At 40.8% G+C, this 21,244-nt stretch carries 18 protein-coding genes and 1 pseudogene; 18 read left to right on the plus strand and 1 reads right to left on the minus strand.

Annotated features, from left to right (window positions below):
* The 9 genes and pseudogenes from BMZ58_RS00580 to uvrC all read left to right on the plus strand — a co-directional run bounded on the left by BMZ58_RS00580 (position 1) and on the right by uvrC (position 10,637).
* Complete coding sequence (locus BMZ58_RS00580; RefSeq protein WP_075034624.1) at positions 1-2,343, plus strand: endonuclease MutS2; 2,343 nt, start codon at positions 1-3, stop codon at positions 2,341-2,343.
* A 23-nt stretch (positions 2,344-2,366) separates the two neighbouring features.
* The gene (locus tag BMZ58_RS00585; protein WP_075034625.1) at positions 2,367-2,774 is read left to right on the plus strand and encodes a DUF350 domain-containing protein; all 408 of its coding nucleotides are present in this window, start codon (positions 2,367-2,369) and stop codon (positions 2,772-2,774) included.
* A gap of 368 nt (positions 2,775-3,142) precedes the next feature.
* Positions 3,143-4,846 carry a long-chain-fatty-acid--CoA ligase gene (locus BMZ58_RS00590; RefSeq protein WP_075034626.1) on the plus strand — a complete coding sequence of 568 codons (1,704 nt, stop codon included), beginning with the start codon at positions 3,143-3,145 and terminating at the stop codon, positions 4,844-4,846.
* Between the two features lie 99 nt (positions 4,847-4,945).
* Positions 4,946-5,536, plus strand: coding sequence for a TetR/AcrR family transcriptional regulator (locus BMZ58_RS00595; RefSeq protein ID WP_075034627.1), 591 nt, complete (start codon positions 4,946-4,948; stop codon positions 5,534-5,536).
* 14 nt (positions 5,537-5,550) lie between these two features.
* Positions 5,551-6,324: an enoyl-CoA hydratase gene (locus BMZ58_RS00600; RefSeq protein WP_075034628.1), complete on the plus strand. Its 774-nt coding sequence runs from the start codon at positions 5,551-5,553 to the stop codon at positions 6,322-6,324.
* Positions 6,325-6,342: 18 nt separating this feature from the next.
* A complete protein-coding gene (locus BMZ58_RS00605; protein ID WP_075034629.1) occupies positions 6,343-7,116 on the plus strand; it encodes an electron transfer flavoprotein subunit beta/FixA family protein in 774 nt (257 codons plus the stop codon).
* 27 nt (positions 7,117-7,143) lie between these two features.
* The gene (locus BMZ58_RS00610; RefSeq protein ID WP_075034630.1) at positions 7,144-8,124 is read left to right on the plus strand and encodes an electron transfer flavoprotein subunit alpha/FixB family protein; all 981 of its coding nucleotides are present in this window, start codon (positions 7,144-7,146) and stop codon (positions 8,122-8,124) included.
* Positions 8,125-8,245: 121 nt separating this feature from the next.
* Positions 8,246-8,572 (plus strand): annotated as a pseudogene (gene trxA, locus BMZ58_RS00615) (thioredoxin); the annotation flags it as partial.
* 268 nt (positions 8,573-8,840) lie between these two features.
* Positions 8,841-10,637, plus strand: a complete 1,797-nt coding sequence (gene uvrC, locus BMZ58_RS00620) for an excinuclease ABC subunit UvrC (RefSeq protein WP_075034632.1) — start codon at positions 8,841-8,843, stop codon at positions 10,635-10,637.
* A 30-nt stretch (positions 10,638-10,667) separates the two neighbouring features.
* Here uvrC and BMZ58_RS00625 read toward each other — a convergent pair whose 3' ends face one another.
* Positions 10,668-11,102: a YslB family protein gene (locus BMZ58_RS00625; protein ID WP_075034633.1), complete on the minus strand. Its 435-nt coding sequence runs from the start codon at positions 11,100-11,102 to the stop codon at positions 10,668-10,670.
* A gap of 288 nt (positions 11,103-11,390) precedes the next feature.
* Here BMZ58_RS00625 and BMZ58_RS00630 point away from each other — a divergent pair, with 288 nt between their 5' ends.
* The 9 genes from BMZ58_RS00630 to BMZ58_RS00670 all read left to right on the plus strand — a co-directional run bounded on the left by BMZ58_RS00630 (position 11,391) and on the right by BMZ58_RS00670 (position 21,126).
* Entirely contained in the window at positions 11,391-12,011 is a 621-nt protein-coding gene (locus tag BMZ58_RS00630; protein WP_075034634.1) for a succinate dehydrogenase cytochrome b558 subunit, read from the plus strand.
* 65 nt (positions 12,012-12,076) lie between these two features.
* Positions 12,077-13,828 carry a succinate dehydrogenase flavoprotein subunit gene (gene sdhA / locus BMZ58_RS00635; RefSeq protein ID WP_075034635.1) on the plus strand — a complete coding sequence of 584 codons (1,752 nt, stop codon included), beginning with the start codon at positions 12,077-12,079 and terminating at the stop codon, positions 13,826-13,828.
* Between the two features lie 15 nt (positions 13,829-13,843).
* Complete coding sequence (gene sdhB, locus BMZ58_RS00640) at positions 13,844-14,608, plus strand: succinate dehydrogenase iron-sulfur subunit (protein ID WP_075034636.1); 765 nt, start codon at positions 13,844-13,846, stop codon at positions 14,606-14,608.
* Positions 14,609-14,839: 231 nt separating this feature from the next.
* Positions 14,840-17,164 (plus strand): ATP-binding protein, encoded by a 2,325-nt coding sequence (locus tag BMZ58_RS00645; protein ID WP_075034637.1) that lies wholly within the window; start codon positions 14,840-14,842, stop codon positions 17,162-17,164.
* Positions 17,161-17,811, plus strand: coding sequence for a response regulator transcription factor (locus tag BMZ58_RS00650; protein ID WP_075034638.1), 651 nt, complete (start codon positions 17,161-17,163; stop codon positions 17,809-17,811). Before BMZ58_RS00645 ends, BMZ58_RS00650 begins: the two co-directional genes overlap by 4 nt.
* Before the next feature lie 94 nt (positions 17,812-17,905).
* Positions 17,906-18,130, plus strand: coding sequence for a helix-turn-helix domain-containing protein (locus BMZ58_RS00655; RefSeq protein ID WP_075034639.1), 225 nt, complete (start codon positions 17,906-17,908; stop codon positions 18,128-18,130).
* Positions 18,131-18,333: 203 nt separating this feature from the next.
* The gene (locus tag BMZ58_RS00660) at positions 18,334-18,771 is read left to right on the plus strand and encodes a MarR family winged helix-turn-helix transcriptional regulator (protein ID WP_075035073.1); all 438 of its coding nucleotides are present in this window, start codon (positions 18,334-18,336) and stop codon (positions 18,769-18,771) included.
* 21 nt (positions 18,772-18,792) lie between these two features.
* Positions 18,793-19,614: a glutamate racemase gene (gene racE / locus BMZ58_RS00665; RefSeq protein ID WP_075034640.1), complete on the plus strand. Its 822-nt coding sequence runs from the start codon at positions 18,793-18,795 to the stop codon at positions 19,612-19,614.
* A 408-nt stretch (positions 19,615-20,022) separates the two neighbouring features.
* Positions 20,023-21,126, plus strand: a complete 1,104-nt coding sequence (locus tag BMZ58_RS00670) for a GerMN domain-containing protein (RefSeq protein WP_075034641.1) — start codon at positions 20,023-20,025, stop codon at positions 21,124-21,126.
* The last annotated feature ends 118 nt before the right edge of the window (positions 21,127-21,244 follow it).

Consider the following 21,244-nt stretch of genomic DNA (forward strand, 5'->3'; position numbering starts at 1 on the left):
ATGAATCAACGCATCCTTCATGTATTAGAGTTTAAAAAAATTATAGAACAATTGAATGAGCAAGCAGCTTCTTCTTTAGGTAAAGAAAAGACATCTGCCCTCCATCCTTCTTCTGACTTAGAGGAAATCAGGCAGTTGCAAAGAGAGACAGATGAAGCTGGACAAGTATTAAGGTTGAAAGGTCATGTGCCACTTGGTGGAATATTCGATATCAAACCGAGCCTGAAAAGAACAACGATCGGTGGCATGCTAAGTGCACTAGAATGTTTGGATGTAGCTAATACCATTTACGGAGGTAGGCAGTTAAAACGTTTTATTGAAGATATGGAAGAGCCAGAAAAGCCTATTCTTCGTGAAATGGTGTCAACGATCGCTCCGATGAAAGAATTGGAGGACGAAATTAGGAACTGTATCGATGAACATGGGGGAGTAATGGACGGAGCTTCTGAGAAATTACGGTCCATTCGTTCTAAAATCAGGACAAATGAAAGCCGTGTTCGCGAAAAAATGGAATCATTCACGAAATCAAAAACTAAAATGCTTTCTGATGCTATTGTTACAATCAGGAATGAGCGCTATGTTCTCCCGGTGAAACAAGAGTACCGTGGGTCAATCGGGGGGATTGTGCACGATCAATCTGCATCAGGAGCGACACTTTTTATAGAACCCCAGACAGTTGTTGATTTGAACAATCAATTGCAAGAAGCCAGGGTTCAGGAAAAGAATGAAATTGAAAAAATCCTTAAAGAATTATCGGGATCTATTGCTGAAAATTTTGAAGTATTATACAAGAATGTTAATGTGCTGGGCGATATCGATTTCATGTTTGCAAGAGCGAAACTTGGTAAGCAGATGAAAGCAGCGATGCCTGAAATGAATGATGAAGGCCGAATAAAAATGCAACAAGCACGACATCCCTTGATTCCTCAGGAAGAAGTAGTTCCGAATGATATAGAAATCGGAGAGGACTATACGTCGATTGTCATTACAGGGCCGAATACAGGAGGAAAAACAGTCACTTTGAAGCTGGTTGGTCTTTGTACATTGATGGCTCAGTCAGGATTGCAGATTCCTGCCCTTGATGGCTGTGAATTGGCTGTCTTTGATGAAGTTTATGCAGATATCGGAGATGAGCAATCCATCGAACAAAGCTTATCCACTTTCTCTTCTCACATGACAAACATCGTCGAAATTTTGAAGAAGGTGGATCATAAATCACTAGTCCTCTTTGATGAACTTGGGGCAGGAACAGATCCGCAAGAGGGAGCAGCCCTGGCCATGTCGATTCTTGACGAAGTGGTGAAAAGGAACGCGCGGGTCATTGCAACGACCCATTATCCTGAATTAAAAGCCTATGGATATAATCGGCCTGAGGTAATCAATGCATCCGTAGAATTTGATATCCAAACATTAAAACCAACCTACCGCTTATTAATTGGGGTCCCGGGACGAAGTAATGCGTTTGAAATATCACGCAGGCTCGGGTTAGATGAATCAGTGATTGAATCTGCTAAAGGGCATGTCGGTGTAGATTCTCAAAGTGTCGAAAATATGATTGCCTCACTTGAAGAATCAAAACGGGAAGCCGAACAAGATTATGAAGAAGCGGAGAGGTTATTAGCTGAGGCAGAGGACCTTCGGAATGAGTTAGAACAGAAGTGGAATCAATTTGAAGAGAAAAGAGAAAAGCTTTATGAAAAAGCGGAGCAAAAAGCTGAAAAAGCGATTCGTCAAGCTAGAGAAGAAGCAGAAGCTATTGTCGGTGAAATCCGGAGTATGAAATCCCAAGCCCAGATGAAGGAACATGAATGGATAGAAGCACGAAAGATGTTTGAGGAAGCACAACCGGAGCTAGCCAAGAAGAAACCGAAAGCACCAGTACCTAAAAAAGAAACAACAGAATTGAATGCTGGGGACGAAGTCAAGCTGCTGACATTAAACCAACAAGGTACGATTGTTGAACAAACTGGTAAGAATGAATACCAGGTTCAAGTTGGTGTTATGAAGGTAAAAGCGAAACGCAAAGAGTTGGAATTTGTCAAAGCCAAACAACCATATAAAGAAAAACCTATGGCAACAGTTAAAGGTAAGAACTTCCATGTAAAAACAGAACTCGACCTTCGTGGAGAAAGGTATGAGGATGCATTAAATCGCTTGGAGAAATATATTGATGATGCGCTTCTGGCTGGTTACCCTCGTGTTTCAATCATCCATGGTAAAGGTACCGGTGCATTGAGGACTGGGGTCCAAAACTTTGCCAAGAACCATAGGAGTATTTCTAGTCACCGAGCTGGAGGAATGAATGAAGGCGGAAGTGGAGTGACCGTCTTAGAGCTAAGGTAAAAAGTAGAAAAGGGAGCGGAGGTATGGAGAACTTTTGGGAATATACGTTAGTGGAAACTGCAGCACGTTATAGCGTCGTTGTTCTTTGCCTTGTCGTCTTCATGGCGGTTTTCGAAATTGTCACTTCCTATAATAATTGGAAAGAAATAAAAAAAGGAAATATCGCTGTGGCGATGGCTACAGGAGGAAAGTTATTCGGAATCGCAAATATTTTCCGCTTTTCGATTGAACATAACGACACATTGACCCAGACAATGGGATGGGGATTGTATGGTTTTGCACTTCTATTATGTGGGTATTTCATCTTTGAATTTTTGACTCCTTCCTTTAAGATCGATGAAGAAATAGCGAACGATAACAGGGCGGTAGGTTTTATTTCTTTAGTTATTTCAGTCGGTCTTTCTTATGTAATAGGCGCGAATATAATTTAAGGGAGAGAGAGCAGTGGAAACCCTAGCGAAAATCTTAATGATTGTTGCCGCCGTTTTTCTTATCGTCGGCATCATGTTTTTTATTATTTGATAAAAAGGCTCTTCCAAATCATTGGAAGGGCCCTTTTCATAAGGGGAAAGTTTATAGCTCCCCTTTTTCATAAAAAAACAACAACCAGCCCTAACTCCTAATATAGCATACGAATCCCTGGATTATCTCGAAACTGAATCTTCAAGATAAGGGAAGATTAATGGTGTTTTACTTGTACATCAAAGCGCAATATTCTTAAAATTATAAATAATAATTCAAATATCATACTTTAGTCGTTATAATAGTAGGGAAGACTATTTTAGGGAGGCCTGTACAAATGACTGATTTTCAACGTCCATGGCATCAGCTCTACCCACCTGAAGTCCCAACAACCATAGATTATGAAGAACGCCCACTTCAAGATTACTTGCGTTCAAGTGCTGAACTCTACGGAGAAAAGAAAGCGCTTTATTTTATGGGGAAAGAATTAAGTTACAAGGTTGTTTATGAGCAAGCTGAAGCATTAGCAAGTTATTTACAAGAACTCGGTTTAGAAAAAGGGGATCGTGTCTCCATCATGCTGCCTAACTGTCCTCAATCAGTTATTTCATATTATGGTGTGTTGATGGCAGGTGGGATTGTTGTCCAAACGAACCCACTTTATATGGAAAGGGAACTCCAATACCAGTTGAATGATTCTGGGGCAAAGATGATTATATGTCTGGATGTTCTATATCCAAAAGCAGCAAATGTTAAACCTGATACCCCTCTTGAGCATATCATCGTGACAGGAATCAAAGATTACCTTCCTTTTCCTAAAAATAAAATCTACCCTTTCATTCAGAAAAGACAATATCAGCTGCTCGTCAAACCGGAACAATCCACAGATACCCACCTTTGGTCTCATATGCTGAAAAAAGCAAGCGGCAATGTTGCTCCTGTGGATATCGATCCCAAAGAAGATTTAGCATTGTTACAATACACCGGTGGAACAACGGGATTTCCAAAAGGGGTTATGCTAACACACTTCAATCTGGTTGTGAACACACAAATGTCTAAAAAATGGTTATATAAATGCAAAGACGGGGAAGAAACCGTGCTTGCCATTTTGCCATTTTTCCATGTCTATGGAATGACCTCTGTTATGAATCTATCCGTAATGATGGGAAATAAAATGATCCTCATGCCTAAATTTGAGCCAGAAGATGTATTGAAAGTCATCGAAAAGAAACGGCCAACCTTGTTCCCCGGAGCCCCTACCATCTATATTGCACTATTGAATCATCCGAATTTGAAGAAGTATGACCTCTCTTCCATCGAGGCATGTATTAGTGGAAGTGCACCATTACCTGTAGAAGTACAAGAGAGATTTGAGGAAGTGACTGGAGGAAAGCTTGTTGAAGGTTATGGACTAACCGAAACCTCACCTGTCACTCATTCCAATTTTGTATGGGGAAATCGAGTCAGTGGTAGTATAGGGGTTCCATGGCCGGATACTGATGCAAAGATTTTTAAAATGAATGGAGATGAAGAGGCAGAGAATGGGGAGATTGGGGAAATAGTCGTCAAAGGTCCACAAGTAATGCAGGGATATTGGAATAAACCTGAGGAAACAGCTCTAGTATTAAGTGAAGATGGTTGGTTCCGTACTGGGGACATGGGCTATATGGATGATGCAGGTTTTTTCTATATTGTCGATCGTAAAAAAGATATGATCATCGCGGGTGGTTATAATATTTATCCACGTGAGGTGGAAGAAGTCCTATACGAGCATTCAGAGATCCAAGAGGCTGTCATCGTGGGAGTGCCAGATCCTTATCGGGGAGAAACAGTGAAAGCATTCATTGTTAAAAAGCAGGGCAGTGATATAACGGAAGAAGAGTTGAATGAATACTGCCGGAAAAATATGGCGGCTTATAAAGTTCCTCGATTGTATGAATTCCGTGCGGAGTTACCCAAAACAGCTGTCGGTAAGATTTTGAGGAGGATACTGATTGAGGAAGAAAAATCAAAGTACGAAGAATCAGAAAGCATCCAATAATCTTGAAAAATAAAGTTGACAGAATATTTTCTTGATTGTAGAATAATAGGTGAATGATGATTCATTCATTTTCAGTATGAGTTAGCAAGGAGATATACTATGAAGAAAAACAAACCGAAATTCAAGCAAATCATCGATGCAGCTGTCGAAGTCATAGCTGAAAATGGATACCACTCCTCACAGGTTTCAAAGATTGCCAAGAAAGCTGGAGTAGCTGATGGAACCATTTACCTATATTTTAAAAATAAGGAAGATATTCTCGTTTCTCTATTCCAAGAGAAAATGGGGCAGTTCATAGAAAAAATCGAGCAAGAAACAACCTCTAAACAGTCAGCTGAGCAAAAACTTCTTACCCTTATTCAAACTCATTTTGAGCAGTTGGCTGCTGATCATCATCTTGCGATCGTGACCCAATTAGAATTGCGTCAATCAAATAAAGAGTTGCGTCAGAAGATCAACAATGTTTTGAAACGCTATCTCAATGTGATTGATCAGATCGTCGAAGAAGGTGTAGAAGAGGAGTTGTTCCGTGATGGTCTGGATCGCCGCCTCGTACGTCAGATGATTTTTGGTATGATGGATGAGACGGTGACAAACTGGGTCATGAAAGAGCAGCGTTATAACATAGTAGACCAGGCGAAAGAAGTCCATAGCTTGATCATTCATGGATTAGCCCGTACCGATCAGTGAAAGGAGAAATCATTTTGTCGACATTAACTTTAGAAACGAAAGACAATGTGGCTGAAATTACGATTCAAAGCCCACCTGCTAATGCATTATCTAGTACGATTTTACAGGACCTGTCCAATGAATTGGATAAGATTGAAAATGATTCTTCGGTTAAAGCCATCCTCTTGAAAGGAGAGGGGAAGTTCTTTTCGGCCGGGGCAGATATTAAAGAATTCACCTCCTTACAAGGAGCAGAAGATTATCAAGGTCTCGCTGCAAAAGGACAGCAATTATTCAATAGAATTGAGAATTTCCACGTCCCGGTTATTGCGGTGATTCACGGTGCCGCTCTTGGGGGAGGTTTAGAACTTGCCATGTCCTGTCACATACGGTATGTAGCAGATGGAGCTAAATTAGGGCTTCCTGAACTTAATCTCGGTATCATACCTGGATTTGCCGGGACTCAACGATTGCCGAGACATGTGGGATCTGCCAGAGCATATGAAATGATTTTGTCTGGAACTCCAATTACAGGGGAAGAAGCGGTCCGAATCGGGCTCGCAAACCAAAGCTTCCCAGAGGAAGAACTCTTCACGAAAGCAGAACAACTCGCAAAAGCGATTGCGAAGAAAAGCGGGCCAACGATCAACCATGTTATGAAGTTGATCCCATATGCTCATACGTCACAGTTTGAAGCAGGTACCAATGCGGAGGCTGAAGCTTTTGGTGACGTATTTGGCAATGAGGATGCTAAAGAAGGCATCCAGGCTTTTATTGATAAAAGAAAACCAGAATTTAAAGATCAATAGACCAGGAGGTATATACAAATGAACATTTATGTTTTATTGAAAAGAACATTTGACACAGAGGAGAAAATCTCAGTGGCTAACGGGGCAATATCAGATGATGGAGCGGAATACATCATCAACCCTTATGACGAATATGCTGTGGAAGAAGCTATCAATATCCGTGATGAGCACGGAGGAGAAGTGACTGTGGTAACTATCGGGGAAGAGGATGCAGAGAAGCAGCTCCGAACAGCGCTTGCAATGGGAGCAGATAAAGCTGTATTAATTAATACAGAGGATGACCTTGAAGAAGGGGATCAATTTACAACTGTGAAAATCTTAGAAGCGTTTTTCGAAGATAAAGAAGTCGATATTATTCTTGGGGGTAATGTAGCTATCGATGAAGCTAGTGGGCAGGTCGGCCCCCGGTTAGCAGAACGACTTGATATGCCGTGTGTAACGACAATTACTGATATAAAAATTGATGGGACAACAGTCAGCATCGAGAGAGATGTAGAAGGTGATGTAGAAAAAGTTGAGACCTCACTTCCGCTATTAGTGACATGTCAACAGGGTCTTAATGAGCCGAGATATCCTTCCCTACCAGGAATTATGAAAGCGAAGAAGAAGCCGCTCGATGAACTGGAAATCGATGATCTGGATCTTGATGAAGATGAGGTAGAACCAAAAACGAAGACTACTGAAGTTTTCCTTCCACCTGAAAAAGAAGCAGGAAAAGTGCTAGAAGGGGAAGTTGACGAACAGGTGAAAGAGCTTGTTTCATTATTGAAAACGGAAGCTAAAGTACTGTAAATAGATAAGGGGAAAGGAGAAATCGTTATGAGTAAAAAAGTATTGGTAATCGGAGAGTCTAGGGAAGGGGCCCTGCGTAACGTTACATTTGAGGCGATAGCAGCTGCAAATATTGTAAGTGACGGAGGAGAAGTCGTCGGTGTATTATGTGGTGATGGTGATTTGAGTCAGATGGGGCAGGAGATGGTCTATCACGGTGCTGCTCGTGTTATCACTATTTCAAACCCGGAATTGAAAACGTATACATCGGATGGTTATAGTCAGGCAGTATATCAGGTGATCCAGGATGAGTCACCTGAAGGGATTATCATGGGGCACACGGCGATCGGAAAAGACTTGACTCCTAAACTAGCAAGTAAGTTAGAATCTGGTTTGATATCAGACGCTACAGAGTTAGTCGTGGATGGCGGAAATGTTGTATTTACTAGACCGATCTATTCCGGGAAAGCATTCGAGAAAAAAGAAATTACAGACGGTTTAGTCTTTGCTACTATTCGTCCAAATAACATCCCGGCTTTGAACAGGGATGATTCCTTAGCAGGTTCTGTGTCAGAAAAAGAAGTGGAAATTTCAAATATCCGAACGATTATCAAAGATGTTCTCCGCAAGTCCTCCGATGGGGTTGACCTTTCTGAAGCTAAAGTGATTGTTGCAGGAGGGCGAGGGGTTAAAAGCTCAGAAGGATTCGAACCATTGGAAAAGCTTGCAGAAGTTCTTGGAGGAACGGTCGGTGCTTCTCGCGGAGCTTGTGATGCTGGTTATTGTGACTATTCCTTGCAAATCGGTCAAACTGGTAAAGTCGTCACACCGGACTTATATATAGCTTGTGGAATTTCCGGAGCCATCCAGCACCTTGCTGGAATGTCCAATTCTAAAATTATTGTAGCTATTAACAAAGACCCAGAAGCGAATATCTTTAATGTAGCAGATTATGGAATTGTCGGAGACCTATTCGACGTTGTTCCTAAATTAATTGAACAAATCAAAGAAATAAAAGTCAACGCGTAGTTAAAAGGCCGAAGCCAAATATTTGGCTTCGGCCTTATTACATGTTTAAATAAGGTATAAACAAATTGTTAGTCACTAAAAATAGATAGTGATATACTCTTAACAGACTAAAAGGTCGAGGAGGAATTATAGAATGGCAATTGTAAAAGCAACTGATCAAAACTTTACAGAAGAAACTAATCAAGGTCTTGTCCTAGCTGACTTTTGGGCACCATGGTGTGGTCCTTGTAAGATGATTGCTCCTGTATTGGAAGAACTAGATGCAGAAATGAGTGATCAAGTTAAAATCGTCAAGTTGGACGTAGATGAAAACCAAGAGACAGCAGGGAAATTCGGTGTTATGAGTATTCCGACATTGCTGCTTTTCAAAGACGGTCAAGTAGTAGACCAAGTCATTGGTTTCCAACCAAAAGAAGCTTTAGCTGAACTAATCTCCAAACATTCCTAATTTGGTCTGTTCAGTATTAGCCGCGTTGCCTTGCAGCGCGGCTTTTATCATCTTTTAAAGTGTTAAATATGTTAAATCCACCCTAAGGAGGAACAACAAAATTTGGCTCTAAACTTTAATTTGAAGATATCGAGATCTTAAGCAACTTCTTGCGTCTACACATATCCACTCGAGGCGTTGCTTAAGTTTATCGTGTTGTGTCTGCTATCTAATCTGTTGTTGTGGTACTTTCAATAAATAAACTTCTCAAGTGATGGAGTGAATCCAAATGAATTCGACAATCAAAGAGAAACTGGCAGTACTGCCGGATCAACCAGGCTGTTACTTGATGAAAGACAAAAATGGAACAGTCATATATGTAGGGAAATCTAAAGTATTGAAAAATCGGGTCCGCTCTTATTTTACAGGAGCCCATGATGGTAAAACTCAGCGACTTGTCCGTGAAATCCTGGACTTTGAATATATAGTAACAACCTCAGAAATTGAAGCATTAATTCTCGAAATGAATTTGATAAAAAAATATGACCCTAAATACAATGTATTACTAAAAGACGATAAAACATACCCATATTTGAAAGTGACGGCGGAACGTCACCCGAGATTAATCGTGACAAGGAATGTGAAAAAGGATAAAGGGAAATATTTCGGGCCATATCCTAACGTCATTGCTGCAAGGGAAACGAAAAAACTTTTGGACCGCTTGTATCCATTGCGGAAATGTAACACAATGCCTGATCGAGTTTGTCTTTATTATCATATGCATCAATGTCTAGGGCCTTGTGAGTATACAGTTTCCAAAGAAACGAATGAAGAAATTGTCCAAAACATTACCTCATTCCTTAACGGTGGCCACACGGAGATAAAAAAAGATTTAAAAAAACGCATGCTAGAAGCTTCCGAAGAACTGGATTTTGAACGCGCTAAGGAACTGAGAGATCAAATCGAACATATTGAATCCGTAATGGAACAACAGAAGATGACAATGAACGATCAGGTCGACCGGGATGTTTTCGGTTATTCTTATGATAAAGGATGGATGTGTGTCCAGGTTTTCTTTGTTCGCCAAGGGAAATTGATTGAACGTGATGTCGCACTATTTCCATTCTTTGATGATCCAGAAGAGACATTCATTAGTTATATTGGTCGTTTTTATCTGCACCAGAATCATCCGTATCCTAAACAAGTGCTCGTCCCGGTAGCTACAGATGTCAATGTTCTCGAAGGAGCTTTAGATACGAAAGTTATGATTCCAATGAGGGGGAGAAAGAAAGAACTGGTCGAACTTGCTATGAAGAATGCGAAAATATCTTTAGAAGAGAAATTCGCTCTGATTGAAAGGGATGAAGAACGGACGATTAAGGCAGTAGAATCTCTAGGAAATCATCTTCATATTGAGACACCTCATCGTATAGAGGCATTTGATAACTCGAATATTCAAGGAGCGGACCCCGTTTCTGCGATGGTCGTCTTCATTGATGGTAAACCTGATAAAAAGGAGTACCGAAAATATAAGGTACGGGATGTGGAAGGGCCGGATGATTACGAGACGATGAGAGAAGTGGTCCGACGAAGGTACAAACGTGTCTTGAAGGAAGATTTACCACTTCCGGATTTGATTGTGGTCGACGGAGGGAAAGGTCAAATGACAGCTGCTCTGGATGTACTCGAAAATGAGCTGGGAATCGATGTCCCTCTATGTGGGCTGGCCAAAGATGATAAACACAAAACCAGCGAATTATTATACGGAGACCCACCTGGCCCCGTGGATTTTGACCGACAATCGCAAGAGTTTTACCTTGTGCAAAGGATTCAAGATGAGGTTCACCGGTTTGCCATTTCCTTTCACCGTCAGCTAAGAGGAAAAGGGGCAATTCAATCAGAACTCGATAGTATACCAGGGGTAGGAGAGAAAAGGCGGCGGCTATTGCTCCGGCATTTTAAGTCAGTAGCTGAAATTAAGAATGCCTCTATTGGTGATATTACACGATTAGGTGTACCAGAGCCTGTTGCGAATACAATATTAATTCATTTGAATCAAAATCAAGAAGAACCAGCTGAAGAATGACAGCTGGTTCTTTCATTACCATATATTTTTTCAACCTTTTAGGGCTTTGATTTCCACAAGATTTTCTTTCTTATTTTTCTCTTCAAAACACTCATATGTATTTTCGGTAAGATTATGGATTATTTCAGCTAAAAAACCACATTCAAGTCGAAAGTCTATCTCAAATAATTTCTGGTTCAATCGCTTCTCTATTATATGGCCGGTCAATATAAAGTTCATCTCTTTCTTTTTTTCTTTTACTAAAGTGAGGTCTCCCCATCCCATATACTGAAAAAACTCATACAGCTCTTCAAAAGAGTGGATTTCTGTCTGTCTCGCCATGTTTTTCCCCATATAATAAAGGAGATAAGGAGCATCCTTCCCCAAAAAATCGGGAAGGGTGTAATAACGCATCAGGTCAAACCCGGCTCCTGCCCCTACAAGCGATGAAATGTTGCTAGTTGTTAACTTAGTAGATTCTTTCAAAACGCTCAGTCCTTTCTATCCCTTATTATCACTCGAATTGGGGATTGGTGCAATAATAATTGTTCCTTTTTAGAGAAAGGAAATAAATGTGTATTTTTGAGCATTTTATAAACTTGCTTTCTTGACGCTCCTGCGGGATAGAAGTACAATAAATATGTCACAAATTGTACATTGGTCAGACGATTTAGGAAAGAGGGGCTTTTCCTATTATTTTTACGCTTTATTAAAGCGCTTAACTGTCTGAAAAATGTTCATATTCAAACTGTTAACATCTTGAGGGGGGTAAATATGGCGGGAACACGAGGATACGTCAATCGAAGACTGCATTCACTTTTGGGAGTAATTCCAATCGGGATCTTCTTGATCCAGCACTTGACCGTTAACTTCTTTGCAACACGTGGTCCAGAAGCATTTAACGCAGCAGCTCATTTTATGGAGAGCTTGCCATATCGTTATGTACTGGAGACTTTCATTATTTTTTTACCACTGTTGTTTCATGCCATCTATGGAGTGTATATTGCATTCACAGCTAAAAGTAACCTATCGAACTTCGGCTACTTCAGGAATTGGATGTTTATTTTCCAACGGATTACTGGAATCATTACACTCATATTTATTGCTTGGCATGTATGGGAAACGAGGATTGCCATTGGCTTCGGCTGGGCTGAGTTGAACTATCAGCTAATGGAAGGCATCCTTACTGAACCTTTCTTTTTCTGGTTCTACATAGTAGGGGTCATTTCGACTACGTTCCACTTTTCTAATGGTTTATGGTCGTTCTTTGTCAGCTGGGGTATCACAGTTTCACCTCGCTCACAAAAGATCATGACTTATGCAAGTATCATTATCTTCCTGGCGATTTCTTATGTCGGTGTCCGTACGCTGATCCAATTCGCATACGGTATATAATCTTTTTTAATCATTGTAAGTTCAATACGTAGATTTTTTAGTATTCAAGGGAGTGAGCTTCAATCATGACAAATCGGAATATTGTTGTTGTCGGCGGTGGTTTAGCCGGTCTTATGGCAACAATTAAAGCAGCAGAACAAGGGGTTCACGTGGATCTTCTTTCCATTGTTCCTGTTAAGCGTTCTCACTCTGTATGTGCTCAAGGTGGAATTAACGGGGCAGTCAATACAAAAGGGGAAGGCGATTCTCCATGGGAACATTTTGATGATACAGTATATGGAGGAGATTTCTTAGCAAACCAGCCCCCTGTTAAGGCGATGTGTGAAGCAGCGCCGGGAATTATCCACCTACTCGATCGTATGGGGGTCATGTTCAACCGGACTCCGGAAGGTTTGCTTGACTTCCGACGCTTTGGTGGAACTCAGCACCACCGCACGGCTTTCGCTGGTGCAACTACTGGTCAGCAATTGCTTTATGCTTTGGACGAGCAGGTTCGTCGTCATGAAGTAAATGGTTTGGTAACTAAATATGAAAACTGGGAGTTTTTATCTGCGATCGTCGATGACAAAGGCGTCGGACGGGGAATCGTGGGCCAAAATCTAAGTGACCATGAAATCAAAGCATTTCCTGCAGATGCGGTAATTATGGCTACGGGTGGTCCTGGTATCATTTTTGGTAAATCAACGAACTCTGTCATTAATACAGGTTCTGCAGCTGGTGCTCTTTATCAACAAGGGGTCGATTATGCAAATGGTGAATTCATTCAGATTCACCCTACAGCGATCCCAGGAGATGATAAGCTGCGCTTAATGAGTGAGTCTGCTCGTGGTGAAGGTGGCCGAGTATGGACATACAAAGATGGGGAGCCGTGGTACTTCCTAGAAGAAAAATATCCTGCATATGGAAACCTGGTACCACGTGATATCGCTACTCGTGAAATCTTTGATGTATGTGTCAATCAAAAACTAGGAATTAACGGCGAGAACATGGTTTATCTGGACTTATCTCATAAAGACCCTAAAGAGTTGGATGTTAAACTTGGTGGAATCATTGAAATTTACGAGAAATTCGTTGGGGATGATCCTAAAAAAGTACCAATGAAGATTTTCCCAGCCGTACACTACTCAATGGGTGGTATGTGGGTTGATTATGATCAGATGACCAATATCCCTGGAATTTTTGCTGCAGGCGAATGTGATTATACCCAACATGGTGGGAATAGGCTTGGAGCGAACTCTCTCTTATCTTCTATTTATGGCGGTATGGTCGCTGGTCCGAATGCAGTCAAGTATACAGAAGGTTTGGAAACAATTTCAGATGACATGACTTCTGCTCTGTTCGATGAAAAAGTGAAAGAAGAGCAAGCCAAATTTGAAGAGATCCTTAACATGGATGGCGAAGAAAACGCTTATCAAATTCATAAAGAACTAGGTGAATGGATGACGGATAATGTTACAGTTGTCCGTGAAAATGAGAAACTTCTAAAAACGGATGAGAAGATCTTAGAATTGATGGATCGTTATAAAAACATTAATATCAATGATACTTCTCGTTGGAGCAACCAGGGAGCCATGTTCACACGTCAACTTTGGAACATGCTTCAATTGGCTCGTGTCATTACGCAGGGGGCGTATAACCGGAATGAAAGTCGCGGTGCTCACTATAAACCTGAATTCCCTGAACGTAATGATGAAGAATGGTTGAAGACGACGGTTGCTAGTTATGATAAAGAAAATAACAAACCTGTCTTCCGTTATGACGAAGTCGATACATCCTTAATCGAGCCTCGTAAACGTGACTACTCGAAAAGTAAATAAAAGGAGGTAACGATCATGAGCGAAAACAAAACGATCACGATGATCATTACACGTCAAGATCACCCCGATGAGTCATCTTATGAAGAGAAATTTGAGATACCGTATCGTGAAAATATGAACGTCATCTCTGCGCTTATGGAAATTCGTCGTAACCCTGTTAATGCAGATGGGGAACCGACGACTCCTGTTTATTGGGATATGGGTTGTTTGGAGGAGGTTTGCGGTGCATGTTCTATGGTTATCAATGGGACCCCGCGTCAATCCTGTACAGCTCTTGTAGACCAACTGGAACAGCCAATACGGTTGGAGCCTATGACGACTTTCCCTGTAAACCGTGACCTTGCCGTGGATCGTAGCCGTATGTTCGATTCCTTGAAGAAAGTAAAAGGTTGGATTCCAATCGATGGTACGCACGATCTCGGACCAGGGCCTAAAATGCCTGAAAGTAAAAGGCAATGGGCATATGAATTATCTAAATGTATGACATGTGGGGTATGTTTGGAAGCTTGTCCGAATGTGAACAGCAAGTCTGATTTCATCGGTCCAGCTGCACTATCACAAGTAAGGCTTTTCAACTCTCACCCAACAGGAGAAATGAATAAGAGTGAACGTCTGCAAACCATTATGGATGCAGAAGGCCTCATGGGCTGTGGAAACGCACAAAACTGTGTGCAAGCTTGTCCAAAGGGAATTCCGTTGACGACATCCATTGCAGCATTGAATCGTGATACAGCAGTCGAATCTTTCAAAAGCTTTTTCGGCAGTGATCAGCGAGTTTAATAGGATAACAAAAGAAGTCTCCGCATTAAGTGGAGACTTCTTTTGTTGTAGCAAATAAAATATTTACGTTTTAATTTCTCTTTAACAACATATCGTGCATTACATTTGGAGCTTGCGTAAGGCATTCAAAGAGATTATCCAGCTGGTCATCTAATCTTCTATAGGGGTTGTCGCTTTTATAACGCATAGTATAATAGACTTGATTGAATTTGGACGAAGGTGGATGTAATGATGTTAAATATCAAATGGTCCCAATGGGTGATCTTATCTTTCTTCATCCTTTCTGCTTGTTACATGATCATTTTCTCTGTCATCCAGCCCTATCTGGGTATTGATGTAAAAGAAAACCACGGGGAATGGATTATCACAGACATACAGAAGGGAAGTTGGGGAGATCGAAATAATGTTCCTTCCGGTGCAGTAATTGAAACTGTGGATGGTAAGAATCCGAGCGAGCATAGGTCTGTGTCTATGTTTAACGAAATAGAAGGAGCGGATTCATTTTTGGTTGAATATAACGGTCGTGAAAAATTCTATGAAGATATAGAACATTCAAGTCCATTGCACTGGTTGTTATATATCGTACTCCCCGTAATCTTTTTTATCGCTATATTGGGGATTACTTTTCTTGTGCATAACCGCGTGCCGAAAAGGTATTCAGCAAATCAATTAATATTATTCTTCTTAGCGATCGCTACTGGCTATTTGAGCAATAGTGGTGCAGTTCGTGATGATTTGTATAGTTTATTCTTGAATAAAAGTTTATTCTTAATCGCTCCTGTAATACTCATTCATTTTTTATATAAATATTTCCAAGAGTTAGATATTTATTGGTTCTCAAAGAGAATTTACTACTGGCTATATACTCTGGTCCTTGTTGTTTCCTCTTTAGAAAGCTTTTTTCTGGTGGTGAAAAAATACCCTGCCTACTTTGTCCCTGTGCCACACCTATTGTTGCTGTTTTTATATATAATCTCCTTTTTTATTATATATCGTGGGTTATATTTCCATAGAGGCTCCTCTGTAGGCCCGATTTTTATGTACATGGCCGTAGGTATGACAATTGCTTTTTTTCCTTACATTTGGTTGTACTTGATTCCATCTCTGGCTTTTGGTGTGAAAGTCATCTCTTTAGAGGTCGGTGCCATGTTTCTGGTGGCACTTCCGATTACGTTTATGTATTTAGTGTCACGTGAGCAGTTGATTGACATTGACTTTGTGATTGATAGAGTACGATATTATATTATTTTATCTCTCATTCCAAGTATCGCTCTAGTATTCATCATAGGGTGGTTGGTGGAGGATGCTTTGTCCTTAATCAGCTACATTCAAGTATATCTTGTTCTACACGCATCTTTGGTTCTTTTCTTGTCTTTAAAAGAAGTACTTGATTTCCGTTTGCAGCGGTTTTTATTTTCGGCCCGCTACAGTTATCAAGAAAGCATGCATAGAATGGCGCAGGATATGAAGGAACAGTCCAATGCTGTTGATTTAATGAAGGTGATGAGGGATGAAGTGCGCAATGTATTGAACGTAAGAGAAATTTATATTTATTCTAAACATAATAAACAAAACATGTATTGTGTTTATGATCAAATACCTACTGAAATTATTGATCATTTTGAAGAACATTTGAACAGCCACCAATATGATGTCGGGTCTATTATAGAGACAGAAAAAGGCTTCGGGGTCATCGTTGGCTATTCGCTAGAAAAGTTAACTATGATATGGTGCAGAGGAAAGAAAGATTATACAACACTTAACCGGGATGAAAAAACGTATTTACAAACGATTTCCCATAATGCAAATATCGCTATTCAAAATATGAATACAATTGAAGATCTGCTCAAAGAATTACGTCAATTAAGGAGCGATCAGACACAGAAATATCCGACATGGCTCTCTAGACTTTTGTTTACCATTGCAGAAAATCAAAGGAAACAGCTTTCTATTGATTTACACGATACGGTGTTACAGGAACAACTGTATTTGTATCGGAAAATGGATGACTTGATCAGTCATAGGAATGATCTCACAGAGAGTTTTCGTGCAGAGTTATTGATGTATAAAGAATCATTGCTTGATAGTATTCATTTGATACGGGAGACTTGTAATGAATTACGTCCAGCATTTATTGAAGAGATGGGGCTTGTACAATCATTAAAGAACTTAATCCAGCAGTATCAGCTTCGTTCGAATTTTACTGTTTATTTTTCAAATGAACGATTTGATGCGGAGTTGGACCAGGAGAGAATTCTTGCCATCTTTCGAGTGGTTCAGGAATTATTAACGAATGCGATGAAGCATTCAGGGGCTAAAATCGTTAAACTCTCGCTTTCTAATGGTGGGGATCAGGTGATGTTGCTTTACTCGGACAATGGAAAAGGGATGGACTATTCGGTGCAGCGCGACCTCTTTTCCCACATTGGTTTATCTGGAATAGAGCAGCGAGTGAATGGCTTGAATGGTCATTTAGAAATTGAAACAGAGCCCGGCGCTGGATTCAAAACGATCATTACTTTCCCAATTACATCGAAAAAGGAGATTCATGTATGATGAATGTGTTAATTGTCGATGACCACCCAGCAGTAGGAGCTGGAACGAAATCGATGCTGGAACAAGAAGGGGATATGCTTGTTGATGTGACGAATGAAAATGAAAACGTAGAAACACTACTGAAAGAAAAAGAATACGATATTTTGTTATTGGACTTATATATGCCTGGAATAAATGGAATTGAGCTTGCTAAAAAGGTGAGGAAATCATACCCTGATTTAAAGCTGCTTATTTATACAGGGTTTGATCTGAATACCCATTTTAATATGCTTGTTGAAGCTGATATCAATGGCTTTGTTAGTAAAACGGCAACAAGTGAGCAATTAGTTACAGCGATCCGTTGTGCGTTGCGTGATGAAGTGGTGATTCCTATCCATTTATTCAAGCAGTTGAGGCGCTCGGAGGCTAGCGTCAGTGAATCAGCGGAGGCGAAAGAAGCCAATGGATTGTCTTTGAATGAAAAGGAACAGTCCATTTTAAAAGAGGTAGCTTCGGGGTTTACGAATAGGGAAATTGCCCAGACTTTACACATGAGTCAAAGAAGTGTGGAATACACACTGACAGGTATATTCAATAAACTTAATGTCCGTTCACGAACAGAAGCTCTATTCAAAGCCCAGGAACTCGAGCTTGTGTCTAAATCATGAAACGATGGCACAGGGAAGAGTTTCTGGTCATACGATACAGTGACTAAATAATTCCCCTCATTAAAGCTCAGAGACAACAAGGAGGGGTACGCTTGTGAAGGAGGACGGCTATCAGCCAACACAAATTCTTACCAAGCGGGAGCGAGAAGTTTTCGAGCTTCTGGTGCAGGATAAGACAACTAGGGAGATCGCAAAAGAGCTCTTCATTTCAGAGAAAACTGTGCGCAATCACATCTCAAACGCAATGCAAAAGCTAGGGGTGAAAGGACGCTCTCAGGCAGTTGTAGAATTGCTCAGAATGGGAGAATTAAAGTTGTAATCTCCATAGAACAGCATAACCATTGCTTTGAGGTGGAGGGGGTCCTTTCAGGTAAGGTCATCATCAGTGGTGCAATACCTGAAAGGGTTTTTCTTATAAATTGCACATTTACCTTGAATTTTCATAACTAAACCGCGAGAATGAGATTTACAAAGTTATTTTCGTTAGGAGTGCTGAATGTGAATGAATCACAACAGACGTCCATGATGGCAGATGTAGAAAAAGAATTACGTTACATATCTGGAATCATCAAACAAAGAGGACGAGTCATATTGAATCACTATCCGATTACAGCTCCTCAATTCGTTGCCTTGCAATGGCTGCTTGAGAAAGGAGATATGACGATCGGGGAGTTATCTACTTATATTCATCTTGCTTGCAGTACGACGACTGATCTTGTTGATCGAATGGAAAAGAATGAGTTAGTGGAACGTGTGCGAGATCCGAAAGATCGACGCGTTGTACGCATTCATGTTCTGGAAAAAGGCGAGCGTATAATCCATGAAGTGATCGAGAAGCGGCAAAACTATGTAGAAGAGGTTTTGAAAGATGTACCGACAGAAGATGTGGAAACGCTGAATCGTCTCTTGCATATTCTTCATGAAAAAATGAGAGAGACCGACCAAGACCACAACAACTAAGGCGTAAAAGAGGGATGCAATATGAAACAGCCGATTGGAGTTATAGATTCCGGAGTGGGTGGGTTGACAGTAGCTAGGGAACTCATGCGTCAGCTTCCGAAAGAAACATTCATCTATTTAGGAGATACAAAAAGATGTCCGTACGGCCCAAGAAGTGAAGAAGAAGTCCGTGCCTTTACTTGGCAGATGGTCAACTATTTGTTAAAGAAAGATATTAAAATGTTAGTCATTGCTTGCAATACGGCTACTGCTTACACCCTTGAAGAATTACAGGAAACGCTGCACATACCTGTAATTGGGGTGATTGAGCCCGGTGCTCGTGCTGCTATAAAATTCAGTCAAAATAGACGCATAGGGGTAATCGGAACAGAGGGTACAATTGAAAGTGAAGCATATCCCAATGCCCTCGTGTCCATCGACCAAAAAATCCGCGTCAACAGTCTAGCTTGTCCACCTTTCGTCCCCATGGTTGAAGAAGGGACTTTATCCGGACCACAGGCTGAAAAAATCGTAGCCGAAACATTGAAGCCGTTAAAAGATATGAATCATATAGACACATTGATCCTTGGTTGTACACACTATCCCATAATTAAAGATTTGATCCAGCAGGAAATGGGAACACATATTCAAGTTATCAGTTCGGGAGAGGAAACAGCCAGAGAGGCAAGCTTAATCCTAGCCTACCATAAAGCGTTGGAAGTTGATGAAGCTCAACCTCAACACGAATTTTACACTACTGGTGATATAGAGAAATTCCGTTTAGTTGCTAACAACTGGTTTGATGAACCAGTAAGAGTCTTGAAATTTGTAGAATTAGAACATGTCCCAAGCTCTGCCTATTAATAAGGTAGAGCTTTTTTGATCATAAACACACAAAAGGATGGGGAAAATCCCCAGTACAATAACGACAGTTGGCTGTCTTTTCATATACTCCCTCATAAGCTACCTGGTTTTAGGAAGAGTCTCCCACCATCCTTCACCAATTTGCGTAGCTTAATATCTGACCAAAGGCCTTATGCTGTAAGTTTATGAATAATAAAAAAAGTACCGGGCATTCGAATCATCCATATGATAGAACCTTTCTCCTCCAAGCCCTTTATATTTTCTGCACAAATATTTAGCAAAAGGTACATGAAACTAAGCGTTACAGCTATTAAGAATTTCTTTTAAATATAGCCGGAAAATTCTCTGGTCTAATCCATCATGGGGCTCGTATATATGGTAGTACAATCTATCTCAGGAGGGAAAACTATGAAGAAATACGGCTACAAACCCTTTATTCTCATGGCTTTATTGCTGTTGAGTACAGGTTTGCTTACAGGCTGCCTTTTTGAAGGAGAACAGTCATTAGAAAAAATGGATACACCAGAAGAGGCGGTTACGTCAACGCCAGATCCAAGTAGTGATGAACCTCAACCTGAAGGAGATGGGGAAGAAGCAGAAAAAGGAACTGATGCTGAAAATGCAGAGGGTGAAGCTACTTCCGCTACCGTCTCTCGTGAGTTATATCTAATGGATGCAAATGGAATGGTCGCTCCACAAACATTAGAACTTCCGGCTTCAGAAGAGGTAGCCACACAGGCACTTGAATATATGGTGAAGGATGGACCTGTGACAAACCTTCTGCCAAATGGGTTTGAGGCTGTATTACCTGCAGGTACAGAAATTTTAGGATTGAACGCTCAAGAAGATGGTACTCTTGTTGTTGATGTATCGGAAGAATTCAAAAATTATGAAGCAAAAGATGAAGAGAAAATTTTACAAGCAATGACCTATACACTCACACAGTTTGATAATGTGAAGCGGATCAAGCTATGGATCAATGGGCACGAACAAGCCGTTATGCCTGTTGACGGGACCCCGATCTCTAAAGGGGTCTCCCGTTCTGACGGGATTAACCACCATGTTGGTGTTCAAACCGACATTATGAATAGTGAAGCAGTCACAGTATATTTTCCAGCACAGAACGGAGAGCAAGTGTATCATGTACCCGTTACGACTAGGGTAGAAAAAGGCAGCGATGAGTATGCCTCCATGGTCCAAGCGTTACTTGAAGGACCAGAAGTAGGAAGTGCCTTAATGAATCCCTTCCACGAGGGAGCAGAAATGATCAATTCTAAACTGAAAAATGGAGTGTTATCTGTTTCTTTCAATGAAAATATATTAACAGGTGCGGACGAGCCTTCCTTATCTGATGCAGCTTTAGCTAGTCTTGTGATGAGTTTGACCGACCTTACTGACGTTGAGTCTGTCGAGGTCCATGTGGATGGAACGGAACAAGTAATGAATGAAGCAGGACAACCGCTCGCTGAACCTGTTTCGAGACAAGATATAAATGGTGCGGAAGGTTTATAAAATCAAACATCTCTAAAAAAGCGTTTCAAAAGTTCAACTTTTGAGGCGCTTTTGCCTTTTAGCTAAAACTACCGACCAGATGTATTTTGTGTTAAGATGGGCAAGGATAAAGGTGTAG

This window comes from Halobacillus dabanensis, from assembly GCF_900114165.1.
GTDB lineage: Bacteria > Bacillota > Bacilli > Bacillales > Halobacillaceae > Halobacillus > Halobacillus dabanensis.

Coding starts and splice junctions, on each gene's coding strand:
- BMZ58_RS00580 (WP_075034624.1), top strand. CDS start 1: ATGAATCAACGCATCCTTCATGTATTAGAGTTTAAAAAAATTATAGAA.
- BMZ58_RS00585 (WP_075034625.1), top strand. CDS start 2,367: ATGGAGAACTTTTGGGAATATACGTTAGTGGAAACTGCAGCACGTTAT.
- BMZ58_RS00590 (WP_075034626.1), top strand. CDS start 3,143: ATGACTGATTTTCAACGTCCATGGCATCAGCTCTACCCACCTGAAGTC.
- BMZ58_RS00595 (WP_075034627.1), top strand. CDS start 4,946: ATGAAGAAAAACAAACCGAAATTCAAGCAAATCATCGATGCAGCTGTC.
- BMZ58_RS00605 (WP_075034629.1), top strand. CDS start 6,343: ATGAACATTTATGTTTTATTGAAAAGAACATTTGACACAGAGGAGAAA.
- BMZ58_RS00610 (WP_075034630.1), top strand. CDS start 7,144: ATGAGTAAAAAAGTATTGGTAATCGGAGAGTCTAGGGAAGGGGCCCTG.
- uvrC (WP_075034632.1), top strand. CDS start 8,841: ATGAATTCGACAATCAAAGAGAAACTGGCAGTACTGCCGGATCAACCA.
- BMZ58_RS00630 (WP_075034634.1), top strand. CDS start 11,391: ATGGCGGGAACACGAGGATACGTCAATCGAAGACTGCATTCACTTTTG.
- sdhA (WP_075034635.1), top strand. CDS start 12,077: ATGACAAATCGGAATATTGTTGTTGTCGGCGGTGGTTTAGCCGGTCTT.
- sdhB (WP_075034636.1), top strand. CDS start 13,844: ATGAGCGAAAACAAAACGATCACGATGATCATTACACGTCAAGATCAC.
- BMZ58_RS00645 (WP_075034637.1), top strand. CDS start 14,840: ATGTTAAATATCAAATGGTCCCAATGGGTGATCTTATCTTTCTTCATC.
- BMZ58_RS00650 (WP_075034638.1), top strand. CDS start 17,161: ATGATGAATGTGTTAATTGTCGATGACCACCCAGCAGTAGGAGCTGGA.
- BMZ58_RS00660 (WP_075035073.1), top strand. CDS start 18,334: ATGATGGCAGATGTAGAAAAAGAATTACGTTACATATCTGGAATCATC.
- racE (WP_075034640.1), top strand. CDS start 18,793: ATGAAACAGCCGATTGGAGTTATAGATTCCGGAGTGGGTGGGTTGACA.
- BMZ58_RS00670 (WP_075034641.1), top strand. CDS start 20,023: ATGAAGAAATACGGCTACAAACCCTTTATTCTCATGGCTTTATTGCTG.